Consider the following 16919-nt stretch of genomic DNA (forward strand, 5'->3'; position numbering starts at 1 on the left):
CCACCCCCCCTCCTGTATACCTAGTCGCCACCAAGGGGAGCCCGGCAACGGGCTGAGAAACCGCTGAGATCACCAGCGCGGTGACCCTTCGAACCTGATCCGGATCATGCCGGCGAAGGGATGGGACTGCCGACCTGCCTTTTTGCCGGCCTCACTGCGAGGCCGCTTCATGCCACACCGCCACGGTCTCGCTGTCACCCTACAGAGGACAGCACCATGACCGAACGCTTCACCCAAACCCTGCGCCGCCAAAGCGAGCCGACCTGGTCTGCGGCGGTCGGCCACCGCTTCGTCAAAGAGCTGTGCGACGGCAGCGTGGCGGACCCTGTCATGGTCCGCTACCTGGTCCAGGATCACCGCTTTCTCGATAGCTTCCTGACCCTGCTGGGGGCCGCCATCGCCACGGCCGACACCTTCGAGGCACGCCTGCGCCTGGGGCGCTTCGCCGGCATGATCAGTAGCGACGAGAACACCTACTTCCTGCGCGCTTTCCAAGCCCTGGACGTCAGCCCGGCGCAGCGCGACGAGCCTGCCGACACCCTCCCAACCGCAGGCTTCAAGGCGATCATGCGCGAAGCGGCGGCCACCCGTTCGTATGCCGCCGCCCTGGCGGTACTCAATGTCGCCGAGGGCCTGTACCTGGACTGGGCGATCAAGGCACCGCAACCGTTGCCGGCCAACTTTGTCCACGCCGAGTGGATCACCCTGCATGACAACCCGTTCTTCCGCGACTTCGTCGCCTTCCTGCAAGCAGAACTGGATCGGGTCGGGCCACAGCAGGCGGCACTGAGCAGCGACTTCTACCTGCGCACGGTGCAGCTGGAGCTGGCCTTCTTCGATGCCATCTACCCAGGGGAGGCGTGAGCATGGATATCTTCGATCGCCTCAAGGGCGCGTGCGCGGCCCAATGGTCCAGCTATGTCGATCATCCGTTCGTGCGCCAGATGGGTGAGGGCAGCCTGAGCGAGGAGGCCTTCCGTACTTACCTGGTGCAGGATTACCTGTTCCTCATCCAGTTTGCCCGCGCCTGGGCCCTGGCCGCGTACAAGAGCCGTTTGCCCAGCGACATTCGCGCGGCCCAGGCGGGGCTGGCGGCGATCCTCGATGAGACCGAGCTGCACCTGCGCCTTTGCGCGCGCTGGGGGTTGTCCAAGGCCGATATCGAAGCGGCGCCTGAGCATCAGGCGACAGTGGCCTACACCCGCTATGTACTCGATTGTGGTGCGGCAGGTGATCTGCTGGAACTGCACGCGGCGCTGGCGCCTTGTGTGATTGGCTATGCAGAGATTGGCCGGGCGTTGTCCGAGCAGATTGGCGATTTGCGCGATCATCCCTATCGCGAATGGATCGGCGAGTATGCCGGGGAGGCTTACCAAGGGGTGGCGGCTGCGGCGCGCAAGCATCTGGATGAACTGGCGGCGCGGAGCATGACCGAGCAGCGCTTTGTCGACCTGGCGGCGATCTTTGGCCAGGCGTCGAAGCTGGAGGCAGATTTCTGGCAGATGGGGTTGGACGCCACGGTGTAAGGCTTTGGATTTTTGGGGCCGCACAGCGGCCCCAGGATCTGAAGGCATCACTGCACCTGCAGGCACCCCTGCAATGCCTCGATAAACACCCGCTCCGCCCGACTCAAACGCTGCTCGCGATTCCACAGCAGGTGAATATCGACATCCGCAATCCCCTCATGCGGCGGCAATCGCCAGAGCAACCCAGCCTGCACATCAGGCGCCACCACGTGCTCGGGCAAACAGCCAATGCCAAACCCGGCAATCACCAGCCGGCGCACTTCCTCAAGGCTCGGCGATGACGCCACGATGCGTCCGCTGAACCCCTGCTGATCACGAAAAATGGTCAACGGCGAGAGCATGCCGCCAATCTGGTCGCTGGTGAAACTGACGAAATTTTCCCGCTGCAGATCGCCTTCCTGCTTGCCGAACAAGCCGTGGTGCTTGCCGCAGAAAAAGGCATAGCGCTGACGCAGGAACAAGCGCTGCTCCAGGCGTGGTTGCGGCCGGCGATTGAGGCTCAAGCCTGCGGTGGCGGTTTTCTCTTGCAGGGCGGCGACGATGTCCGAGCTACGCATCACGTCGATCTCCAGGTCCACCCGTGGATGCTGGCGATGAAAGCCTGCGAGAAAATCGTCGAAGCGCTCCGAGCAGATCCGGCTGATCATCAAGAGCCGTACCTTGCCGACCAACTCATCGGCCGGCTGCTCGAGCAGGCCGCCGATCTGCGACATCTGCCCATACACCTCGCCAGCCAACTGGAACAGCTGCTCGCCCATTTCCGTCAGCACGAAGCGCGGCCCGCGGCGGGCGATCAGCTGGCGACCGAGCTGCTCCTCAAGGCGCTTGAGCGCCTGGCTGACGGCCGGCTGGGTCAGGTGCAGGCGCGCGGCGGCGCGGCTGATGGACAGTTCCTGGCCGATCACCCGGAAGGTGCGCAGCAGGTTCCAGTCGAGGCGATCGTTGAGCAGGCGGTCAGACATGGCGGGCTCGCGATAATAAATGGGCGTTATAGTTCGAATAATAAATAGAAAATTGACTAATCATAGCCCCCGGCCGAAAAATCACGTCAAGGCCAGTGCCCGTCATTGCTGGGCAAGCCGGCTCCCATGCCTGAATAGTCTGATCAGCGTGGGAGCGGGCTTGCCCCGCGATAGAGCCGCCATCCAAGCGCCCCCAGAGCGCCCCGTGACCCCTTACTCCTGCCAAAAAAACAAGCAAAGGAGCCTGACCCATGAAGCCTTCCGCTTCGCCCCAACCGCGCCGGGCCGCGGCCGCCGCGTTTATCGGCACCATGATCGAGTGGTACGACTTCTACATCTACGCCACCGCCGCCGCACTGGTGTTCGGCGCCTTGTTCTTCCCCTCCGACAACAGCCTGTTCAGCACCATGGCCGCCTTTGGCACCTTCGCCGTGGGCTTCTTCGCCAGGCCCTTGGGCGGCATCGTCTTCGGCCATATCGGCGATCGCATCGGTCGCAAGAAATCCCTGGTCATTACCCTGCTGATGATGGGCGTGGTCACCGTGGGCATCGGCCTGCTGCCGACCTACGCGCAAATCGGCGCCGCCGCACCGGTGCTGCTGATTGTGCTGCGGGTGATCCAAGGCATCGCCGTTGGAGGCGAGTGGGGCGGTGCGGTGCTGATGGCCGGCGAGCATGCGCCCAAGGGCCGGCGTACGTTCTTCGCCTCGTTCGCCCAGCTGGGCAGCCCGGCGGGCTTGATCCTCTCGCTGCTGGCGTTTGGCGCGGTTACCCGCTTGCCCGAAGAAGAGCTGATGAGCTGGGGCTGGCGCGTGCCGTTCCTGGCCAGTGCCTTGCTGCTGCTGGTTGGCCTGGCGATCCGCCTGGGGGTGAACGAGTCGCCAGAGTTTCTCGCCAGCCGCGAACAGGCCGAGAAGTCGCGCCGCAAGGAGCAGGCGCCGGTGCTGGAAGTGCTGCGTACCGCGTGGCGGCCGCTGCTGCTGTGCATCGGCGCCAATACCCTGGGGATTGCCGGGGTGTATTTCACCAACACCTTCATGATCAGCTACACCACCCAGCAACTGCACCTGGAGCGCTCGCTGATCCTGGAGTGCCTGTTCTTCGTTGCGGTCATCCAGTTCTGTGTCCAGCCGCTGGCAGCGTGGCTGTCGGAGAAGATCGGCGCTACCCGATTCCTGGCCCTGGTCGCCTTGCTGGCGATGGCCTCGCCGTATCCGATGTTCGTGCTGGTCAGCACCGGCCAGGGGCCGTTGATCGTGCTCGGTATCGCCTTGGCGGCGGCGTGCATGGCCTCGTTCTACGCAGTGATTGCCGGCTACGTCAGTGGCATGTTCGAGACCCGCGTGCGCTACACCGCGATCTCCATGGCTTATCAGGTCTGCGGCGCTATCGCCGGTGGCCTGACCCCGCTGATCGGCACCTGGCTGGCGCACAGCTTCACCGGCCAGTGGTGGCCGATGGCGGTGTTCTACACCCTGATCGCGACGATTTCCCTGGTCTGTGTGCTGGCCCTTGCCCGCCAGTACAGCCGCAGCCAGCAGCTTGAGCTGGCCTGACCCGAACCCTGGATTTGCTGGAGTAACCGCACATGTTGAAAAGCAACGGCGAGCGCCTGTGGGCGAGCCTGATGGCCATGGCCGAAGTCGGCGCCACCGCCCGTGGTGGTAGCTGCCGCCTGGCCTTGAGCGACGAAGACAAGGCCGGCCGCGAACTGTTCCAGGCCTGGTGCCGCGAGGCGGGCCTGAGCCTGTCGGTGGACGCCATCGGCAACCTGTTCGCCCGCCGCCCTGGTAGCGACCCCGAGGCCGCGCCGGTGATGATGGGCAGCCACCTGGATACCCAACCTGAGGGCGGCCGTTTCGATGGCGTCTACGGCGTGCTGGCCGGGCTTGAGGTGGTGCGCCGCCTCAATGACCTCGGCATCCGCACCCGCAAGCCCTTGGAGATCGCGGTCTGGACCAACGAGGAAGGCGCGCGCTTCACCCCGGCGATGTTCGGCTCGGCGGTGTTCACCGGCACCCTGGCACTGGAGCAAGCCCTGGCCATTCGCGATGCCAATGGCATCAGCGTCGCCGACGAACTGCAGCGCACCGGCTACGCCGGCCAACGCCCGCTGGGCGGCGCGGTCGATGCCTATTTCGAGGCGCACATCGAACAGGGGCCGATCCTTGAAGACAACGCCAAGAGCATCGGCGTGGTCAGCGGCGGCCAGGCCATTCGCTGGCTCGATGTCACCGTCGAGGGTATGGCCGCACATGCCGGCACCACGCCGATGAAGCTGCGCAAAGATGCCCTCTATGGCGCCGCACGAATGATCCAGGTGGTCGAGCAACTGGCGGCCGACTTCGCCCCTGAAGGCCTGACCACAGTCGGTGAGCTGGCCATTGCCAAGTCCTCGCGCAACACCATTCCTGGCGTGGTCAAGTTCACCGTCGATTTGCGTCATCACCGCGATGAAGCCATCGAAGCCATGGAGCGCAGCCTTGGCCAGCAGCTACAGGCCATCGCCGCACAGCGCGGCCTGAACGTGCGTATCGAGCGCCACTGGGTCAGCCCCGCCACGCCGTTCGATGGCGCCTGTGTGGCAGCGGTACAGCACGCGGTCGATGGTCTGGGCTATGCCCAACAATCCATTGTCAGCGGCGCAGGCCATGACGCCATCCTGCTGGCCCGTTATTGCCCCACGGCGATGGTGTTCATTCCTTGCGTGGGCGGCCTGAGCCACAACGAAGCCGAAGATGTATTGCCCGACGATGCCCGCCAAGGCGTCGATGTACTCCTCAACGCCGTGCTGGCCCGCGCCGGGCAAGTCGAACCAGGAGAGTTCTGATGCGCTGCTATTTCCATCCCGAGCAACTGCTGCACCATCCGCGCAGCTACTACTCACGCGGCGCCATGCGCACCCCACAGGAAGTCCCCGAGCGCGCCCAGCGCCTGTTGCAGGCAGCCAAGGACCTGGGCTTCGACATCCGCCAACCTGCAGATGCCGGCCTGGCGCCGTTGCAAGCGGTGCATGGCACGGCTTATCTGGCGTTTCTTGAAGAAGCTCATGCGCGCTGGAAAGAGGTGCCCGAGGATTGGGGCGATGAAGTCATGTCGAACATCTTCGTTCGCGAGCCCAATGCCCTGCGCGGTATCCTCGCCCAGGCCGGCCGTTATCTGGCCGACGGCAGCTGCCCGGTCGGCGAGCTCACCTGGCGCTCGGCCTACTGGTCGGCGCAAAGCGCGGTAGCAGCGGCCCAGGCCCTGCTCGACGGCGAGCCAGCGGCCTATGCCCTGTGCCGTCCACCGGGGCATCACGCCCGCTTTGATGCCGCGGGCGGTTTCTGCTACGTGAACAACGCCGCCGTCGCCGCGCAGGTGCTGCGCAGCCGCTACAGCCGTGTGGCGATTGTCGATACCGACATGCACCACGGCCAAGGCATTCAGGAGATCTTCTACGCGCGCAATGATGTGCTGTACGTCTCCACCCATGGCGACCCCACCAACTTCTACCCAGGCGTGGCCGGCTTTGCCGATGAACGCGGCGCCGGTGCAGGGGAGGGCTACAACCTCAACCTGCCAATGCCGCACGGAGCCAGTGAAGCGGACTTCATGAGCCAGCTGGAGATTGCCCTGGACGCAGTGAAGGACTTTGCTGCCGAGGTGCTGGTGCTGTCGCTAGGCTTCGATATCTATGAACTCGACCCGCAGAGCAAGGTGGCCGTGACCCGTGAAGGGTTCGCCGCATTGGGCGAGCGTATCCGTGCGCTGCGCCTGCCGTGCCTGATCGTGCAGGAGGGGGGCTATCACCTGGAGAGCCTGGAGGCGAATGCGCAGGCGTTCTTCGCTGACAAGCAAGATTGGCGCTAACTTGCGCTGATAGTGCTGGCCTCATCGCGGGACAAGCCCGCTCCTACAAGGACCGCGCTGTCCCTGTAGGAGCGGGCTTGCCCCGCGATGACGTCGATACTGAAAAAATTACAATCTGCCCAGTCGCCCAGGCGTTACCAGAACCAACTTACGCCACTCCTACATCGCCCGATCAGAGGTTTAGCCATTATGGCTCTTCTCTGAAACCAGGCTTGCCGTTGGCTGCGCACCAGGCTTTTATCTCTGCGATAACAGCTTCTGGGCTGTCTTCTACTCCGGGTCTTGGATAGAAAATCAATGCACTTTTTTCTGGGTGTTTGACAATGTTGTTGAAGTGCACTGTCAGTCTGCTGATGTGCTCAGATTGTTGTTTGCCCTTAAGGTTGCTTGGGTTCTCGAAGAATTCGTTTAAAAAGACTAAAAACTCAAGTTCAGAGTAGTCCTGTAACGTCTTTTTAAGATTTGTCATTCTGGCTTGAATCCTGTTTTTTCGTTGGCTATACGCCAAGCTTTCACCTCCGAAACAACGTGGGTTGGGCCATCTTTTCCTTCCTCGGGGTAATACAGTAAATCTGATCCGGATGGGTGCTCTGAAATTCGCTCAAATTCTATGACGGCATTGATTTGTGCTCGCTCTGTCGGGTAGTTTGCGAGGTAGATGTTTGTTACGAATTCAAGGAAATCACTTTCCGTGTAGTCGGTGATTGTTTTGCTCATTTCTCGCCTCCATGGTGGATCTATACATGATGATTTGGGGGTAGTGGCAAGTAGCAAGTAGTCAGTGGAGAGAATGGGGCTGCTATGGGGGGAGGGAGGTCTCATCGCTGGGCAAGCCAGGTCCTGCGCCAGTTTCAGCAACGCCGCATGGCGCGTAGGAGCGGGTGCTCCTACAAGAATCGTGCAGGACCTGTAGGAGCGGGCTTATCCCGCGATGACGTCGATACTGACAAAATTACATTCCGTTTTGGCATGCAGGTTTTACCAGCACCCATTGCCGCAACTCCCGCCACGCCGGGTCATAGGTTTAGCCATTATGGCGCTTCTCTGAAGCCAGGCTTGCCGTTCTCACGTAGCCAGGTTTTTATCACGGAGATAACGCCTTCGGGGGTATCCTCTACTCCTGGAGCGGGGAAATAAATCAGATCGCTCTTATCAGGGTGGTCTACGATGGCGTCGAGGTGGTTGGCTAATTTTTCAATATGCGCTCGATACTGTTCGCCTTGGAGGTTTTTTGGGTTTGCATAGAATTCGTTCAAGAGTTCGGTGAATTCAAGTTCAGAGTAGTCCTGTAGCATTTTTTTCAGAATTATCATTCTGGTTTGAACCCTGTTTTTTCGGCGGTTAAACGCCAGGCTTTGACCTCGGCGACAATGGCCTCAGGACTTTCCTTGCCTGCTTCGGAGAAGTAGATGAGATCAGAGCCTGCTGGATGTTCAGAGATTACTTCGAAATCAAGAATGGCTTTGTCGTGAGCATGTTCGGTTGGGAAGTCTGCAGTGCATATTTTTCTCACGAATTGTATAAATTCATGTTCAGTGAAATCGCTCAAGGATGCTGACATTGTTATAACGTGGTCTGGAAAGGCGTTCAGAGGAATTTAAAGGCGAGCTGCCGCGTTAGATGTCAGATGGGGTCTGAAGATCTCGAAGGACGATTCCGGGCAGCGCTTATGACTGATTCGCGAGTAATGTCAGACACTGCCTCGGCGCACATGCTTGACCAGCACCTTCTCCAGCAACTCCCACATCGCCGGATCGGTACTGAACGCCACGTTGAAGCGCATCCAGCCGGTCGCCTGGGCATCGACCATGAATAGCTGCCCAGGCCCGAGCATGATGCCTTGCTCCAGGGCATCGTCCAGCAGCGCGGCGCTGTCGGGCAGGGCGGGGTGGCGGGTCCAGACGTACATGCCTTCATCGGACTCGATGAACAACTCAAAGCCCAGCCGGTGCAGATGCCGGCCAACTTCCTGGTGCGCCTCGGCCAGGCGCTGGCGCAGGCGCTTGAGGTGCTTGCGCCAGCGCCCGTCGATGATCGCGGCATAGACCACGCGCTCCATCACCTGCGAGGTGGTCAGGCCCGAGCGCATCTTCAGGTGCAGCAACTGCTGCATCAGCTCGGGGTTGGCGACCAGGTAGCCGACCCGCACATTGGGCGAGATGCTTTTCGAGTAACTGCCCACGTAGACCACCTGTTGCAGGTGATCGAGGCTGGCCAGGCAGGGCTGCGGTTCGGCGACCATGTCGGCGTACAGGTTGTTTTCCACCAGACGGAAACCGTGCTGGGAAGACAACTGCAACAGGCGGTGCAGCTGTGGCAATGGGGTGCGCGAGCAGGTCGGGCTGTGCAGGTGCGGCTGGGTGAAGAAGGCGGTTGGGCGGTGATGCGCCAGCAGTCGTTCGAGCTGGTCGAGGTCGTAGCCGGCCGGGGTGCGCGGCACGCCGATCAGGGTTGCGCCCTGAAAGCGCAGGATGCTCATCAGGTTGGGGTAGCCGGGGTCGTCCACCAGCACCACGTCACCTGGGCGCACCAGGGTGCGCACGGCCAGGTCCAGCGCCTGGCTGGCGCCATGGGTGAGCATCAGTTGCGCCGGGTTGGCGACGATCGACAGCTCCTGTTGCAGGTTCTGCGCGGTCAGTGCGCGCAGTTCCGGCAGGCCCATCGGGTCGCCGTAGCCGGACAGCTCCAGTGGGCTGCCAGCGACCTGGCGCATGCCGCGGCGCAGGCCGTCTTCGTACATCCAGTCGTTGGGCAGCCAGCCGCAACCGGGCTTGAACGGCAATTGGCGGGTTTCGAAGATCTGTTGCAGGTACCACTCGGAGTTGAACGAGGGTCGAGTGGTGTCGGCTTCCTGATTCTGACTATCCAGCAACTCGCCTGCTGCGCGATTGACGAAGAACCCCGCGTTGCCGCGGCTGACCAGCAGCCCTTGGGCGACCAGACGGTCATAGGCTTCGACCACGGTAAAGGTGCTCACCGAGTAGGTCGCGGCAAAGGCGCGGATAGACGGGACCTTGGCGCCGGGCTTGAGGGTCTGGTTGTCGATCAGCTCGCGTAACCCGTCGATGATCTGGTTGACCAGCGGGGTGGAGGAGTCTGGATGTAGTACGAGCATTGGGCTGCCTTCAGGTGTGCATAACGCCAAGCGCCTGCAGGGTGTCGCGGGTGTATTGCATCGACGGCCTGTACAGTGCAGTGCGACTTTCATGCCACTGTGCATGGCTCTCTGTGTCCGACATTTTTACATTAGGTGTCTGAGATCGCCAGACACCTTTTGCAGTGCAGGCACACCAGCGTCATGAACAATCATAATTTTGCTGCTTTTTCGTCGAGGCCCGCCTCGCATCATCTTTTTGCCAAGTCGAATGGGCTGGAGTCTAGCCGCCGTTCGGCTTGCGCACGCGTGATCAACCGGTTCAGTTCGTCCGGGGGCCAGCCCTCGAACGCGTAAGCAGGCCGCCATGGATGGCCTGCGTGTGCCGTGTGCACACCTCCTGCCCGCATTAGCACTGATGTACAGGTGAAACCGCTAGCCATCGGGGTTTCACGGATTTCCTTGGATAAAAAGAAGCACGGGGTACACAACTGATGGACGCAACATCCACATCCACCGCATCCGCCAAAGGGGCGCCGGAGAGCAAGCTCAATGCTTCGCTCAAGTCGCGCCACCTGACGATGATGTCGATCGCCGGGGTTATCGGCGGCGCACTGTTCGTCGGCTCCGGCAGCGTGATCCACAGCGCCGGTCCCGCTGCTGTCCTGGCCTATCTGGCCGGCGGCATCCTGGTGGTGCTGATCATGCGCATGCTCGGCGAGATGGCGACCTCCTCGCCGGACACCGGCTCGTTCTCGACCTACGCCGACCGCGCCATTGGTCGCTGGGCAGGTTTCACCATCGGCTGGTTGTATTGGTGGTACTGGGTCATCCTGATGGCCTGGGAAGCTTATGTGGCGGGCAAGATCCTGCATGGTTTCTTCCCGAGTGTGAGCGTCAACGTGTTCGTCCTGGCCACCACCTTGGTGCTGATCACGGTCAACTTCTTCAACGTCAAGCACTACGGTGAGTTCGAGTTCTGGTTCGCCTTGATCAAGGTGATCGCGATCGTCTGCTTCCTGATCGTCTGCGGTGCGGCAGTGCTGAACATCTGGCAGTTCGGTGAAGTGCGCGGCATGAGCCACCTGACCGCCGAAGGCTTCATGCCCAATGGCATCACCACCGTGATTGGTGCATTGCTGGGGGTGATGTTCGCCTTCCTCGGTGCGGAAATCGTCACCATCGCCGCCTCCGAGTCCAAGGACCCAGCCGGGCAGATCGTCAAGGCCACCAACTCGGTGGTATGGCGTGTGTGCCTGTTCTACGTAGGTTCGATCTTCCTGATCGTCTGCCTGGTACCGTGGAACGACCCGCACCTGGGTGAGTCGGGTTATGGCGCCTACCGCCGGACCCTGGAGCTGCTGGGCGTGCCTTACGCTGAGCTGCTGATGAACTTCGTGGTACTGACCTCGGTGAGCAGCTGCCTGATCTCCGGTCACTACACGGCCTCGCGCATGCTGTTCTCCCTGGCCCAGCGTGGCGATGCGCCGTCGTTCTTCAAGATCACCCGCGCCGGTACCGGTGTGCCAGTATTTGCCATCATTGGCTCGTGCGCAGTGGCGGTAGTCTGTGCGCTGATCAACTTCAGCGAGACCCTGCGCCCGAAAGACGTGCTGGAAACGCTGATGAACACCACCGGCATGATCGCCTTGCTGGTGTACCTGGTGATTGCCTTCTCGCAGCTGCGCATGCGCCGCAAGCTGATTGCCGAAGGCAAGGAGATCCGCCTGCAGATGTGGCTGTTCCCGTGGCTGACCTACCTGGTGATCGCCTTCATCGTGGCCGCCCTGGTGACCATGGCGTTCATGCCTGACTACCAGATCCTGGTAATCTCCACCGGTATCGCCGCTGCGGTGGTGGTGGCGATGGGTGTGGTGCATCAGATGCGCACCTCCAACAAGCACTAAGCGACTCGTTGGTTGACGTCGGCCGGTTCCCGCAAGGGGCCGGCCGCGTTTGTTTGTGGGCGCTAATTGTGTGGGTGTTCAGGGCCTGCCTGGTCGAAGCGCAGCTGCTGTCCGGCGTTCAGGTGCAGGCGTTGGCCAGCGCTGTCGAGTTCGGCGCTACCGTCGAGCAGGATGATGTGTGAACGCTTGGCATCGCGCTCAAGCTTCAGGTTAGCGTCTTGGGTGGCGAGGGTGCCGTGCTCGGTGACGAGCATGAAAGGTCGGCTATCGGTCGCAGAAACGTGCAGTGACAGGCTGCCTTGCAACAGTGTCACACGGCGTTGCACCGGGTCGAATTCGACGTCTACCGCGCTGTCCGCTGCCAGTCGCAACAGGCTGCCGTCTTCCAGTTGGCGGGTCAGTTGCTGGTCGTTGCTGGTACGCAGGTCGGCCAGTTCGAAGGGTTGGTTCATCCATGGCGAGCCGAGCAGGGCGGCGGCGCCGATCATGGCGAGGATGGCCAGGGGCAGGGCTAGGCGGTGCTTGCTGATCATGGTGGGCGGTGATCCTGGGTTTTGAGCAATGACCTGAGAGCGGCGTTGGCAGTTCCGGCCTGATCGCGGGGCAAGCCCACTCCCACGCAGTGCGCTATGAAGCCGGGCTAACGTGGGCTTGCCCCGCGAAGCGGGCGTATATGGCTTATGCTAGACGCATTGTCCGCCTAAGGAGTTCGCCATGGCCTGGTCCGCCAACCAATATTCCCTGTTCGAAGACGAACGTACCCGCGCCGTGCGCGACTTGCTGGCCGCAGTCCCTGCCTGTTCGGTACACCATGCCACTGACCTGGGTTGCGGGCCGGGCAACTCCACCGAAGTGCTATTGCAGCGCTACCCCGATGCCCAGGTCCTGGCGCTGGACAGTGATCCAGACATGATCGCCAAGGCCAAGGAGCGCCCACGCCTGGGCGTGCCGCGAGTGCGCTGCGAGATCGGCGACATCGCCAGTTGGACTGCCCACAAACCTCAAGAGCTGATTCTCGCCAACGCATCGTTGCAGTGGGTGCCAAGCCACGGCACGCTCTATCCGCACCTGATCGAGCAGCTAAGCCAAGGTGGCAGCTTGGCCGTGCAGACCCCGGACAACCTCGACGAACCGGCCCATCGCCAGTTGCGCGAGATCGCCAGCCGTGGCCCGTGGGCGGACAAGTTCGCCGACTTCGCGCTGCCGCCGCGGCACAACGCCGGCTTCTACTACGACTTGCTGAGCCCGCTGTGCGCGCGGGTGGATGTCTGGCGCACTACCTATCACCATCCGCTGGCAGGCGGTGCAGAAACGGTGGTGGAGTGGTTCAAGGGCTCGGCCTTGCGTCCGTACCTGGCGCGGTTGGACGAGGCTGAACAGAAGGACTTCTTGCAGTTGTACCTACAGGCCATGCAAAAGGACTATCCGCCAGCGACCGATGGCAAGGTGCTGCTGGCGTTCCCGCGTTTGTTCGTGGTCGCTACCCGCTAGCGGCGCCAGCGCCAGATGACGTAGCCGTACACACCGAGGTTGAGCACCAGTACGATCAGGCCAAAAACGATCTGGATTTGCGGTGTCAGCCCGGCGGGGTAGATCAGTGGCCAGATGTAGTGCTCGATGAAGCCGCCCTGGTAGCCGGCGTCGCCTGCGGCGGCGCGCATGCGGTTTTCCCAGTCGGTCAGCGGGCATCGTAGGTGCAGGAGCTCCACGGCCAGGCCCCAGGCCAAGGCCGGCAGGTGGATCAGCACGGCTGCGCGCCATTTGAGCACCAGCAGGCCGCCGGACAACACCAGCAGGATGAAGGCCAGGTGCAGCAGGACCAGGGTGTCGGCGCTTATTCGGTAGAACATGGAGGGCGGTTCATGGTTGGTTTGGGATCTCCAGCATAAGACGTTTCATTGAGTCACAGGTCCGGGCTTACGCGGGACATGCAGCCAACCAAGCCTGGATCTGCTCGAAAGTGGCAGTAGCGCCGCCACAGACTACGACCATGACCTTCTGGTAGCTCGCCAGCGCTTGAGCGTCGTAGGCCAACGCCAGCGCCGCCCCACAGGCCGGCTCTACCAGCAGCCGGTGATCGAGCAAGAACCGCTCGCAGGCCTGCAGCGCTTCGCGGTCACTGACCAGATGACTCTTGACTGGGTGAGTGCGCAGGCACTCCATCGCCTGTTCCGCTACACGTTTGGCGCCCAGCGAAGTTGCCACCGACGCGATCCGCTCCAGCGCTACTGTGTGCCCAGCCTGCGCCGCAGCGTGCAATGAGGCGGCACCTTGGGTTTCGACTGCCAGCACCGGCACATCCTGCCAGCCATTGCGCTTGAGCCCCTCGACGACGCCGCTGAGCAAACCCCCGCCGCCGACCGACAACACCAGCGCATCGGGCTTGAAACCCGCCGCGGCAACTTCATCGATCATGCTCGCGTGGCCGGCCCACAGCAGTGGATCGTCGAACGGATGGATGAAGGCGTCGTTCGGCCCGATCAAGGTTTGCGCCAGTTCGTTGGCCTCCTGCCAGGAGCCGCCATGGACCACCACTTTGGCATCCTCCAGGTGCAGCAGCTCCTTAGCGCGTTCGGTGGTGGTTTCTGGCACCACCACGGTCACCGGCACGCCCAGCAGACGCCCGGCATAGGCCACTGCCAGGCCAGCGTTGCCGCCTGAGGACGAGACAAAGTGGCGCGCGCCACGAGCGTGGTGGACTTCACAGGCGTGGCCAACCCCGCGCAGTTTGAACGAGCCGCAAGGCTGCAAGGCATCGAGCTTGAGCCAGACCGAGCGGCCAGCAGCCAGCGACAGGGGGCGTGATTCGATCAGCGGGGTGTGGATGTGCAAGGGCATGGCGGTCTCCGTAAAGTCAGTCGTCACGAGCAGCGGACGAGGTTTCGCCACGCAATTGCTCAAGGTAGTTGTAAACGGTGTAGCGGGTCACACCGAGCGCTGCGGCGGCTTTTTCCACGCCGCCTTTGACGATGAACAGACCGCGCTCTTGCATCACCCGCACAGCCTCGACCTTGGCCTGTTTGTTCATCCGGTCGTGACCGCAGGACTGCAGCGCGTTGGCAATGATCTCGGCCATCAGCACGCTCATGTCGGCTGGATCGTCAGCTGGCAGGGGCGTGCTCAAGACCTGATCCGCGCCCAATGGCTGCAGTTGCCGGAGGAACTCAAGGGCGGCATCCAGGCCACTGTGGTCGACATTGACGCACAGGCTGGCGAACGGATGCCCTTCGCTGTCGCGCAGGATAGCGGTGGCGCTGCGCAGGCTGCGGCCTTTGAGGGTGGTGGGATAATCAGGCAGGACCACCGGCTCGCAGCCTGGCGTGTGCGCGGCGCGCATCAGCGCCTGGAAGCCTTGATCCTGTTCGGGTGCAGCGAGAATCGGGCTGCCGACGGCGCGTCCGGAAAGGTGGCCGTTGACGATTGCCACCACCGATTGCTCGGGCTGGTCGAGGTCGTGCAGGAGGATCTCCATGTTGCGCCCGGCAACGCTGCCGATCGCGGCGATAGCAGCCTTGAGGGTAGACAGGACCAGTTGGCGTTCGCGTTGGAGGTGAGTGACGGACATAAGGTATTCAACAAAATGTAATTTTTATACAGTTTGTTGAATTTTGAGGGATGAGTCAACGAGGCTAACAGTACCGGCCTTATCGCGGGCAAGCCCGCTCCTACAGGTACCCCACCAGCCTGAAGAGTGGTGGAGATCCTGTGGGAGCGGGCTGGCCCGCGAAAAGAGCGACGCGATATCAGCCCAGCGCAGGCGTGCGCGGCGGCACGATACGACGTGAGCCAGTCGACTCGAAGGCGGCGGCGAAGCTCAGCAGGGCCGAGTCATCATAAGCGCGGCCGGCAAACGTCAGCCCCACCGGCATGCCGATATCAGCCATCACGCCCATCGGCACGGTGACAGTAGGCACGCCCAGGTGACGGATCGCCAGGTTGCCGTTGGCCACCCAGATACCGTTGCTCCAGGCGATGTCGGCCGACGCAGGATTGACGTCGGCATCCGCAGGACCCACGTCGGCCACGGTTGGGAACAGCACGGCGTGCAGGCCGAGGTTGTCCATCCAGTCTTCCAGGTCGAGCTTGCGGGTCTGCTCGAGGCCGCGTAGGCCGTCCGGGACGGTCGCGATCTGATCCCAGCTCTTCAGGCCGCGCTTGGCCATGTTGACGTACTCGTCCATGCCGGCGGCCAAGTCATCTTCGCGGTTGGGCAGGGTGCCGGGGTCGTGGGGGAAGATCTTCGGCCCATCGACATCAGCCAGGCGGTTGAGCTTGGGGTCATCGTTGGCCCGCAGGAAATCGTCGAAGGCCCAACCGGACAGCTCCCACAGCTCGTCGTGGAGGAACGCCTTGGAAACGATGCCGCGGTTGTACACGGTCGGTGCACCGGGGCGGTCGCCTTCGCAGTTGGAGACCAGCGGGAAGTCCACCTCGACCACTTCGGCGCCAGCGGCCTCAAGGGCCAGGCGCGCTTGCTGCCAGAGGTCGATGACGCTGGCCCGGGTGTTGATACGCTGGCCGGTCGGGCCGCCGATACCCGGTTTTTCCGAGGTCCCGGCCAGTTCATCGGCATTGATGTACATACGTGGCACACCGAAACGCTTGCCCTTGAGCGAGCTGGCATCGACCGCCAGGTCGAGGTAGCAAGCCGGGCGAACCGAGGAGGCCGCAGGGATCGGCACCCAAGGTTGCAGGCGCCACAGATCGCCGCGTTTGTCGGCATCGTCGGCGACTACGACATCGAGGATCTCCAGCAGATCGCTCATGGTCCGCGCATACGGCACCACTACATCCATGGTCGGCGTCAGCGGCCAGTTGCCGCGCACCGAGATCACCCCGCGCGACGGGGTATAGGCGCACAGGCCGTTGTTCGAAGCAGGGCCACGACCGCTGGACCAGGTTTCTTCAGCCAGACCGAAGGCCGAGAAGCTGGCGGCGGTAGCGGTACCGGCCCCGTTGGACGAGCCGGAGGCGAATGGCGCGGTAAGATAGGCGGCGTTGTACGGGCTTTCGGCGCGGCCATAGACGCCACGCTGCATGCCGCCGTTGGCCATCGGAGGCATGTTGGTCTTGCCCAGGCAGATGGCGCCGGCGGCGCGCAGGCGCTCGATGGTGAAGGCGTCGCGCTGGGCGACCAGCTCGGCGAATGCCGGGCTACCGGAGGCAGCGGTCAGACCTTTGACCAGGTAGCTGTCCTTGGCCGTGTAGGGAATGCCATCGAGCGGGCCGAGGCTTTCACCACGAGCGCGCCGGGCGTCGGAGGCCTCGGCCTCCTTGAGTGCTTCAGGGTTGCGTACCACCACCGCGTTCAGCGCGGTGGGGGTGTCGGCGCCGTCGTAGGCGTCGATGCGGGCCAGGTAGGCCTTGACGAGTTCGACGGCCGTGGTACGGCCAGTCGTGAGCGCGTCGCGCAGCTCGGCAATGGAAACCTCGGTTACCTCGATCATGCTGTCACCAAAATGTACAGGTGGGGGCTAGTGAGGCGAGTGTACAAGAAGCCCACAGCCGACGCAGGCTTGCGCGGGGGAAAAGCATTTTTGCAGCGCGGCAGTCTTGTCGGCGAACCCTGTCAGGCAAA

General features: G+C 62.5%; 18 protein-coding genes and 1 riboswitch. Of the genes, 7 read left to right on the forward strand and 11 right to left on the reverse strand.

Annotated features, from left to right (window positions below; translation table 11 throughout):
* The first annotated feature begins 23 nt into the window (after positions 1–23).
* A riboswitch (TPP riboswitch) is annotated at positions 24–138 on the forward strand.
* Positions 139–216: 78 nt separating this feature from the next.
* Together ACF8K2_RS18485 and tenA are read left to right on the forward strand one after the other, a co-directional pair.
* The gene (locus ACF8K2_RS18485; RefSeq protein ID WP_186553592.1) at positions 217–864 is read left to right on the forward strand and encodes a TenA family protein; all 648 of its coding nucleotides are present in this window, start codon (positions 217–219) and stop codon (positions 862–864) included.
* Between the two features lie 2 nt (positions 865–866).
* Positions 867–1526 (forward strand): thiaminase II, encoded by a 660-nt coding sequence (tenA, locus tag ACF8K2_RS18490; RefSeq protein WP_392466687.1) that lies wholly within the window; start codon positions 867–869, stop codon positions 1524–1526.
* Between the two features lie 47 nt (positions 1527–1573).
* Here the strand turns inward: tenA and ACF8K2_RS18495 are convergent, their stop codons facing one another.
* Positions 1574–2488 (reverse strand): LysR family transcriptional regulator, encoded by a 915-nt coding sequence (locus tag ACF8K2_RS18495; protein WP_186553590.1) that lies wholly within the window; start codon positions 2486–2488, stop codon positions 1574–1576.
* A gap of 251 nt (positions 2489–2739) precedes the next feature.
* Between ACF8K2_RS18495 and ACF8K2_RS18500 the strand changes: the two genes are divergently transcribed.
* From ACF8K2_RS18500 to ACF8K2_RS18510, 3 genes are read left to right on the forward strand one after another with little or no spacing between them, the layout of a single operon-like run.
* The gene (locus tag ACF8K2_RS18500; protein WP_186553589.1) at positions 2740–4044 is read left to right on the forward strand and encodes an MFS transporter; all 1305 of its coding nucleotides are present in this window, start codon (positions 2740–2742) and stop codon (positions 4042–4044) included.
* A 32-nt stretch (positions 4045–4076) separates the two neighbouring features.
* Positions 4077–5318, forward strand: a complete 1242-nt coding sequence (locus tag ACF8K2_RS18505; protein ID WP_312153967.1) for a Zn-dependent hydrolase — start codon at positions 4077–4079, stop codon at positions 5316–5318.
* Positions 5318–6340 carry a histone deacetylase family protein gene (locus tag ACF8K2_RS18510; protein WP_392466692.1) on the forward strand — a complete coding sequence of 341 codons (1023 nt, stop codon included), beginning with the start codon at positions 5318–5320 and terminating at the stop codon, positions 6338–6340. Before ACF8K2_RS18505 ends, ACF8K2_RS18510 begins: the two co-directional genes overlap by 1 nt.
* A gap of 187 nt (positions 6341–6527) precedes the next feature.
* Here ACF8K2_RS18510 and ACF8K2_RS18515 read toward each other — a convergent pair whose 3' ends face one another.
* From ACF8K2_RS18515 to ACF8K2_RS18535, 5 genes are all read right to left on the reverse strand, one after another.
* The gene (locus ACF8K2_RS18515; RefSeq protein WP_392466696.1) at positions 6528–6809 is read right to left on the reverse strand and encodes a bacteriocin immunity protein; all 282 of its coding nucleotides are present in this window, start codon (positions 6807–6809) and stop codon (positions 6528–6530) included.
* Positions 6806–7057 (reverse strand): bacteriocin immunity protein, encoded by a 252-nt coding sequence (locus ACF8K2_RS18520; protein WP_392466698.1) that lies wholly within the window; start codon positions 7055–7057, stop codon positions 6806–6808. Before ACF8K2_RS18520 ends, ACF8K2_RS18515 begins: the two co-directional genes overlap by 4 nt.
* Positions 7058–7371: 314 nt before the next feature.
* Positions 7372–7653: a bacteriocin immunity protein gene (locus ACF8K2_RS18525; RefSeq protein WP_392466700.1), complete on the reverse strand. Its 282-nt coding sequence runs from the start codon at positions 7651–7653 to the stop codon at positions 7372–7374.
* Entirely contained in the window at positions 7650–7889 is a 240-nt protein-coding gene (locus ACF8K2_RS18530; RefSeq protein WP_392466702.1) for a bacteriocin immunity protein, read from the reverse strand. Before ACF8K2_RS18530 ends, ACF8K2_RS18525 begins: the two co-directional genes overlap by 4 nt.
* 141 nt (positions 7890–8030) lie before the next feature.
* Positions 8031–9455, reverse strand: a complete 1425-nt coding sequence (locus tag ACF8K2_RS18535; RefSeq protein ID WP_392466704.1) for a PLP-dependent aminotransferase family protein — start codon at positions 9453–9455, stop codon at positions 8031–8033.
* Positions 9456–9928: 473 nt separating this feature from the next.
* Here ACF8K2_RS18535 and ACF8K2_RS18540 point away from each other — a divergent pair, with 473 nt between their 5' ends.
* On the forward strand, positions 9929–11341 hold the full coding sequence (locus tag ACF8K2_RS18540) for an amino acid permease (protein WP_392466706.1): 1413 nt from the start codon (positions 9929–9931) through the stop codon (positions 11339–11341).
* 62 nt (positions 11342–11403) lie between these two features.
* On the opposite strand, the gene ACF8K2_RS18545 is transcribed toward ACF8K2_RS18540, so the two are convergent.
* Positions 11404–11874, reverse strand: a complete 471-nt coding sequence (locus ACF8K2_RS18545; protein ID WP_392466709.1) for a FecR domain-containing protein — start codon at positions 11872–11874, stop codon at positions 11404–11406.
* 181 nt (positions 11875–12055) lie between these two features.
* On the opposite strand from ACF8K2_RS18545, the gene tam reads away from it, so the two are divergent.
* The gene (gene tam / locus ACF8K2_RS18550) at positions 12056–12832 is read left to right on the forward strand and encodes a trans-aconitate 2-methyltransferase (RefSeq protein ID WP_392466711.1); all 777 of its coding nucleotides are present in this window, start codon (positions 12056–12058) and stop codon (positions 12830–12832) included.
* On the opposite strand, the gene ACF8K2_RS18555 is transcribed toward tam, so the two are convergent.
* The 4 genes from ACF8K2_RS18555 to ACF8K2_RS18570 all read right to left on the reverse strand — a co-directional run bounded on the left by ACF8K2_RS18555 (position 12829) and on the right by ACF8K2_RS18570 (position 16788).
* A complete protein-coding gene (locus tag ACF8K2_RS18555) occupies positions 12829–13191 on the reverse strand; it encodes a DUF2784 domain-containing protein (RefSeq protein WP_392466713.1) in 363 nt (120 codons plus the stop codon). The genes tam and ACF8K2_RS18555 overlap by 4 nt on opposite strands.
* A 67-nt stretch (positions 13192–13258) precedes the next feature.
* The gene (locus ACF8K2_RS18560) at positions 13259–14179 is read right to left on the reverse strand and encodes a pyridoxal-phosphate dependent enzyme (protein ID WP_392466717.1); all 921 of its coding nucleotides are present in this window, start codon (positions 14177–14179) and stop codon (positions 13259–13261) included.
* Positions 14180–14195: 16 nt separating this feature from the next.
* Positions 14196–14906 carry a transcriptional regulator gene (locus ACF8K2_RS18565; RefSeq protein ID WP_392466719.1) on the reverse strand — a complete coding sequence of 237 codons (711 nt, stop codon included), beginning with the start codon at positions 14904–14906 and terminating at the stop codon, positions 14196–14198.
* A gap of 178 nt (positions 14907–15084) precedes the next feature.
* Positions 15085–16788, reverse strand: a complete 1704-nt coding sequence (locus tag ACF8K2_RS18570) for an amidase (RefSeq protein WP_392466724.1) — start codon at positions 16786–16788, stop codon at positions 15085–15087.
* Positions 16789–16919 lie beyond the last annotated feature (131 nt).

Origin of the sequence: Pseudomonas sp. xss_2, from assembly GCF_043104195.1 — a bacterium.
In the GTDB taxonomy this organism is placed as follows: Bacteria; Pseudomonadota; Gammaproteobacteria; order Pseudomonadales; family Pseudomonadaceae; genus Aquipseudomonas; species Aquipseudomonas urmiensis.